The sequence below is a fragment of the Acidobacteriota bacterium genome (assembly GCA_030949985.1).
In the GTDB taxonomy this organism is placed as follows: domain Bacteria; phylum Acidobacteriota; class Polarisedimenticolia; order J045; family J045; genus JALTMS01.
Genome location: JAUZRX010000016.1, coordinates 1 through 6,640, shown reverse-complemented (window position 1 = coordinate 6,640; position 6,640 = coordinate 1). Strand labels below are relative to the sequence as shown.

Genomic DNA, 6,640 nt, shown 5'->3' with positions numbered 1-6,640 from the left:
GTTGTGATTCTTGCGCGTTGCGATCCTGACCTGCCTCGCCACCTCCATAGGCCCTTTGTTCAACCTAGTTGACCCCCATCCTACGTGTCTCTTGTAGGGTTGCGTCACCCTCGTCCGCGCGGCTAAAGGTCGGCGGACAGGATGGCGGACAAGCCAACGGGCTTCGCAGCCATTGCCGCGACGCTCGGCCAACCCAACACCACGTCGGCGGGTCCCGCAAGTCGGGCCGCAACGCCGTCAAGCTTCAGCGGTGCCCCGGTCTGGAGCAAGCAACCCTCGGGCCGTAACACGCCGAACGTCTTCGCCGGCCGCAGCACTCCGAGCACGGCCGATTTCGGAACCGCTCAGTCGAAACAACCGCACAGCCGCACGCCGTCGTTCTCCGCTCCGGTGCCAAGCCGCCATGCGGTGCATGATGCACGACCCGACGTCCGCGGCGCTTCCGAAGTCGTTCGTTTCTTGCGCGACGAAGATGCCCAACTGGACGACCGCTTGGAAGTAACCATTGTGCGACCGAACGGCGGCTACACCACGCACCTCCTGCGCGTCAGCGAATCCACGGAGCTGGAATGCCGTTTCGCGCACGCAGCGCTCGACGTCAAGCCCGTGTGCCTCCCGACCTGCGATTGGTCGATCGTCCACGTCAAGTTGTACCGCGGCGGCCGCGGCAACGCGCGCACTTTCGGTGTGGCCCCGCCACGCGACGGCTCAGACGCCGACGCCGCGGCTCGTTCAGACGCATCCGGAGTGTCGATCCACGACCTCGACGCCAAACTCCAACAGGTCGAGGACGTGTTGGGGGGCGATCGCGAAGCAACCGCCGCTTTGGCTCAACGACTCTCTAACCTGGAGGCTGACGTGCAAGAAGCCACGCTACGATCGGGCGACGCACGCCGCAAGTTTGTTGCCGACGCCGACGCCAAGAACGAGGAGTTACGACGCGCCCTTGCCGAGTCGCGCGCTCAGGTCGCCAAGCAAGACGACCACCTGCGCTCCCTCCGCGACGAAGTGGCCACACTCTCCGGGAAGTTCCGCGACGAGTGCGAGAAGCGCGGCGGGCAGTACGATTCTCTGCAGCGTTGTCTTGACGATGAACGCGCGAAGCGCAAGTCCATCACCGAGGAAGTCCAACGCCTGCGCAGCGCCGCTACGTCCGGCAGTGCCGGCGGCGACGCCAAGAATCTCCTTGCCGACACCGACGCCCAGCTCCGACGGCTGACCAAAGACTTCGCAGGCTTGCGCTCGGCCGTCGACGGCGTCGAACAACAGCAGAAGCGACAGGCGCAGCAGCGCGACGTCGCCGAGCGGTTCGACCGTGTGGACACCGAAGTCGCCAAGGTTGGCAGGCACGCCGACCGGCTCAACGCCGAAGCCGTCGAACGCCTTGAGGGCCTGGCGGAGACGACCGCTCGCCTCGCCGAACGGCTGTCGCACGTAGAGCAGCGACCGGCCGCCACGGGAGTGTCGCGGACGAAGCTGGACGAGCGAGTGGAAGACTTACGGCAGCGTGTGCTCGCCCTCGAAGCGAGGGCGCCGCCGCAGTCCCCCGGAGACGTTTCCCCCTCGCGCGCCTCGCGCGAGATCCAGTCGGACACCCGGGAACGCGCCGACCAGGCTTACACCCTGGCGCAGAGCGCTTTGAATGAGGCAGCCGAGCACGGCGACTTCATTTCGAACCTTCGAACGGTGACGGGGAATCTTCGCGCGGAACTTGACAGCTTGACCCGCGATGCCAACGACCGAGCACGAACGCAGCGCAGCCAGATCGCGGATCTGGCGGACGACCTGAAGGGCGTTGAGCGCGCCACCGCAGAAGTCCAACGCAAGTGCGATGAGCTGGGCCGAGACGCGCCGGAGGCGCTGCGCAACTCCGTCCACGCGCGGCGCGAAGCATCTGAAAGCGCAGCACAGTTGAAGGAGCTCCGCAGCCGGTCGGACACCGAGGAGGACGCCATCCGGGCGGCCTTCCGCCAGGTACAAGACCAAATCGAGCAACTCAACGCGAGACCCAGCCATGCCGACCCGCGACTTTCGATGGCCGGGGACGGGATCGACGATCTCGAACAGCGTCTTAGCGCGGCCGAGTCACACAAGGACGATGTGGACCTCGCCTTCGATGCCATTCAGCAAGAATTGGCCACGCTGCGCGATTCCATTGCCCAACAGGAGACGCGCTGGTCTGCCACCGCGGCCGCCCGGGCTTCGCGAGCTCTGGCATCCGACGACGACGCCGCGGCGGTGGCGAACCCTCGATCTCGGCCAATCACGGTACGCACCGGGACCGTCGAGTACTACCCCGGCGAACACAGCGGCGGCAACCTGGACGCCGTCAACCCGCTGCACCTCGCCACGATCGAATCCGCCCGGGAGCGCGCTATTTTCACCCGCGATTTCGCCAAGCCTTTCCAACTTTCCGCGGCCGAGAAGGCAAATTTCAAGGAGTCATCGCACTTGAAGTTCTACGAGGCTCGCGTGAAAGCGACGGCCGTTCTCATGCAGGAACATGAGCACACCCACCGTCCGATTCCATCTTGGGTCATCGGGGCAGTGAAGCCGAAGGTCGGTAAGGGCATCGATGTGTCTAACGGCGGCGTTTTGCGCGAGTTCATCCCTGACGCCGAATCGAAGGCCGAAGCCGACATCCACTTGACCGACGCGGTGCGTTGGGAAACTATCCTCCGCAATTACACCTTCCTCTGTGCCGTGCACGCGGCAGCGAAGGGCGCAACCGAGTGGACCAAGATCAACGTCGCTACGCATCATCTCACGCAAGCCGACACCGCCTGCGCGAACACGACCTCGCAAATCGTGAAGGACAACGCGCACGTGATCAAGTTGTACATCACTCCGGCCAAGCCGGACCCCGAGTCCACGCCCGCCGCGGCCGCCGCAGCTCCCGCTTCTTCTGCCTCAACGAAGCAGCCGGCACGCCCGGCAGCGAAGCAACCCGGGCAGCAAGGTGCGCCGCCGCCTCCGCCGCGCGTGTCTGCCAAGAGTTTGGCCGCCGCTGCAACGTCCGCGAGCGCTGCGACCGTTCCCCCACCACGTACAACGGGTGGCGCCGCAAGCACGCGCGCGAACTCGCCGGGGCGGCAGTCGACAAGCTCGGTGAAGGCTTACGCAGACCGTCTTCGCGCGAGCTCGACGGTCCCCGCGGATGTCGAGGTGGTGGGAAAAGAGAGCGGGGTTGTCGTGTGACGCCAACACGCAGCCCCGACCCACCAACAGGCGTGCACGTTCAGCAGAACAACAACGCAGCCGATCAAGGAACTCGAGGACCCGGGCGGGACCCGCGAGGTGAAGAGCAGAGCCGGCGCCGGCGGGGCGCAGGCGGCGGCCTGGCAAGTGTATCTGTCGGCGGCGGCGGAGGCTACCCGAACGCAACGTTCGCGCGCAACCTCTTCTTCTGCCCAGTCCCGGTACCATGCCATGGCAACTATTTTGCAGTCGAGCGCGGCGCCGGATACCTGGCGCAGGCGTTTGGCGCAGACTGTGCGGTGGACGGACGACGATGCATTGGACCAGCTGGAAACGGTGATTTCTTCGCGCCGGGAGGAGGTGTCAGCTGGTACGGTGCGCAAGGACATCTCGGGCCTCAGATGGAGTCTGGAGCGCCAGCTGTCGGGCGACATGGCGGCCCCGTGGAGTGCTTTGCTTTCGGATCTCCAAGCTGGCCTCCGACGCGTGGCAGCCACTACGCCGGAGAAGAAAGCGATTCCCATCATGTTGGCGGAGCTGCGGCGTGCGATCGCTGGTCAGGATACAAGCGTTCGACTCCTGGCCATCATCACGTACCGGACTGCGAGCCGAGTGGGCGACTTCCTCTTTCTGGGGCCGACGAACTTCCGCATCGTCAACGCGACGGTGCTGTTCATCAGCTTTTCGATCACCAAGACGAACCAGGAAAACGAGTCGCGAGTGGATCACCAAGTGGAGGTGCAGGACGCGGCGGAGATCATCCGTCTCCTGCGCACGATGCGCACATCGCGAGTGACGCATCCAACGTTGAAGGTAGAGCTGGAAGTGTACTTCACGGACGCACATCGGACGAAGCTGCAGAAGTGCCTCGCGGCATGGCCAGTCACGCCAGCCAAGCGCAGGCAGTGGCAACAGCTCCGGCCGGCGAACCCGTTGATGACGCACTATTCCCTTCACTCCCTGAAGCGGGGAGCGGCGCACCGTTTGTGGACGGCGGCCGCAAAAGGCGAGATTCCGCACACGACGGTCATGACGATGCTCAAACACAAAGACGTCGACACGACACTCGGGTACGCACCGGACCCTCGTCTCGTCGCCCAAGCGATGGGCACCCCTCTGGCGTCGCTCATCACGCGTCAGTAGGCGGACACCGGCGACAGCGAACACTCCAACGACGCGCGCGCGAACCTGCGACGGTTCTCGCGAACCTGGTGGCAACTGCCGTTGACGAGCACGTCAAACACGGCAAGCAGCAGGTGCCCGCTGGAGGGGTTCCCCAACCGCCCGCGAAACCTCGTCGACACCCCGACGACGAGATTGCCGCGGCGCTGTGCAAGGCCGAGTGGGTGTCTGAATTCGACAAGTTGGTCGACTCATCGTTGACGGAGAAGCAGTTTGGTGTATCACACATCAACCGGCGTCATCGGCGAACAAAGGTGGCGCAATCGGCAGACGAGTTGAAGCTTGCGTTGCACGCGAAGAAAGTCGGCGGCCTGAAGCTCCAAGTCGTGCGCGAGCGTCTCAACGACGCGGAACGCATGCGCATGGACCAACTTCTTACCATGACTTGTGTTTCGGTCGGTGGCCGTCATCGCATGAAGGCACCCGTCGGGGACGCCAAGGAGCTGGAGGCGGCCGGCTACTGCGAATGGTTCGATGTCAACGGCAAGTGCAAGTTCTCTGCGGTCGATTACTTCTCCGTAGTCGAGGCGGCAAAGAACAGACGGCGGCCGATTTTCTGGCCGCGAGAGTTACTGAAGACGTCGCGGTACGCATCAGAATTCTCCCTTCATTCGGTTCACGATTACCGGCGTTCCGTGCATGATGGCTCGCACGCATGTGCGTTCGACCTTGCCGCTTCCTTCGCGCAGGTCGACCTCCCATCAACCGCCAACCTAGTTTTCCTGGACGAGAACAACCAAGGATGGCGACTGCGACGCCTCCCTTACGGCATCGATGTAGCCCCGGAGATCATGCAGATCATCGTCGACGGGCTCGCTCAGGCAGCGAAACGTGAGAGCAAGACTAACGTCCACATTTACGTTCACATCGACAACGTCATGGCGATCGGTTCTGAAGAAGCCGTTCACCGGTGGCGCGCCGTTTTCCTCGAGATGTGCAAAGCAGCTGCCGTCACACTCAACGACGAACCCACGAACACGGTCAAAACATCGACCTCCTTCGCGGGCCTGGAGCTGGACTTTGCAAACAAGACGGTGTCATTGCGACAGCAATTCATCGACCGACTCGCCCCGATCACCGAGGCCACGACCAACCAAGACCTAGAGTCGACCATCAGCCGTTTCATCTATGGCTGGGCGGCGACCGGTCGCGACTGGTTCGACGTGTACTTTGCCATCAAGTGGTTCCGGCGACGCCTGTCGGCGCTCTCGCGCAACGTCGTCAAGTGGCAGGATGCAGCTGATCCACCCCCCTGCGTGTTTGCCGCCCTCAACGGCGCGATACACAAGCTCCGCATCAACGAACCATCGATGGTGCGAGCACGGGAGGATGCGTCAGCATCGCGAGGCATCCTAGCAACCGACGCTTGCCTGAAAGGCTGGGGAGCCGTGCTTCTCCGGCCCGGCCACATGCCTTTGGCCATCGGCGGCGTTTTCCGCGAAGAACCCCCGAACATCGGTCAGGCCGAAACGGTCGCGGTGATCGGCGGTGTCACACGTTTCGCCGACGAGCTCGCCGAGCTCGGGGCTTTCACTCTGCTGATTGACAACACAAGTTCACAGCATATGATCGCCAAGGCTGAACGCGGTGACATGCCTTCGGGGCAAGCAAGCACTGGCGACTTAGCACTCCAAGTCGTGCAGCTGGTACGCAGCATTGGTTCCACCATGTACGTGGCGCGTATCTCGACAGGCGACAACATCGCCGACGAGGTCTCCCGCGGACAACCGATTGATCTGTCAAAGATCGAAGCTTGCGTCAAGGCTAGTCTCCAGTGGAGCTCGTTACTAGCGGATGGGTCTAACCGGCGGAGGGGTGACGGAGCGCGGACACGACGTAGCCCGAACTACCCCAGCGCAAAGCAGACCTAACCTGTACCGTCACGAAGTGACAACCGAGAGTCAATCTCCCGCGTGTGTACTCCCTTGTTTGGCAACGTGTATCTTCTCCCTCCTCTACGAACTGCATAGCGCATGAATCACACAGCCCGAACGTAGGCGCTCTCGTCCTGAGAGCCTGCGTTAGGGAAGTGTAAGCCGGAGTGAGGGCTGTTGTGATTCTTGCGCGTTGCGATCCTGACCTGCCTCGCCACCTCCATAGGCCCTTGTTCAACCTAGTTGACCCCCATCCTACGTGTCTTTTGTAGGGTTGCGTCACCCTCGTCCGCGCGGCTCGGTTCTGAAGAAGCCGTTCACCGGTGGCGCGCCGTTTTCCTCGAGATGTGCAAAGCAGCTGCCGTCACACTCAACGACGAACCCAC

General features: G+C 63.1%; 3 protein-coding genes. All 3 read left to right on the top strand.

Annotation, left to right across the window (positions count from 1 at the left end):
* Positions 1-141: 141 nt before the first annotated feature.
* The 3 genes from Q9Q40_03655 (at position 142) to Q9Q40_03645 (ending at position 6,251) form a co-directional block, all read left to right on the top strand.
* Entirely contained in the window at positions 142-3,198 is a 3,057-nt protein-coding gene (locus tag Q9Q40_03655) for a hypothetical protein (protein ID MDQ7006304.1), read from the top strand.
* A gap of 99 nt (positions 3,199-3,297) precedes the next feature.
* Complete coding sequence (locus Q9Q40_03650) at positions 3,298-4,341, top strand: hypothetical protein (GenBank protein ID MDQ7006303.1); 1,044 nt, start codon at positions 3,298-3,300, stop codon at positions 4,339-4,341.
* Positions 4,342-4,409: 68 nt separating this feature from the next.
* Positions 4,410-6,251 carry a hypothetical protein gene (locus Q9Q40_03645; protein MDQ7006302.1) on the top strand — a complete coding sequence of 614 codons (1,842 nt, stop codon included), beginning with the start codon at positions 4,410-4,412 and terminating at the stop codon, positions 6,249-6,251.
* Positions 6,252-6,640 lie beyond the last annotated feature (389 nt).

What these genes read in the sequence shown, in the direction of transcription:
- Q9Q40_03655 (MDQ7006304.1), top strand. Translation starts at nt 142, where the DNA reads ATGGCGGACAAGCCAACGGGCTTCGCAGCCATTGCCGCGACGCTCGGC.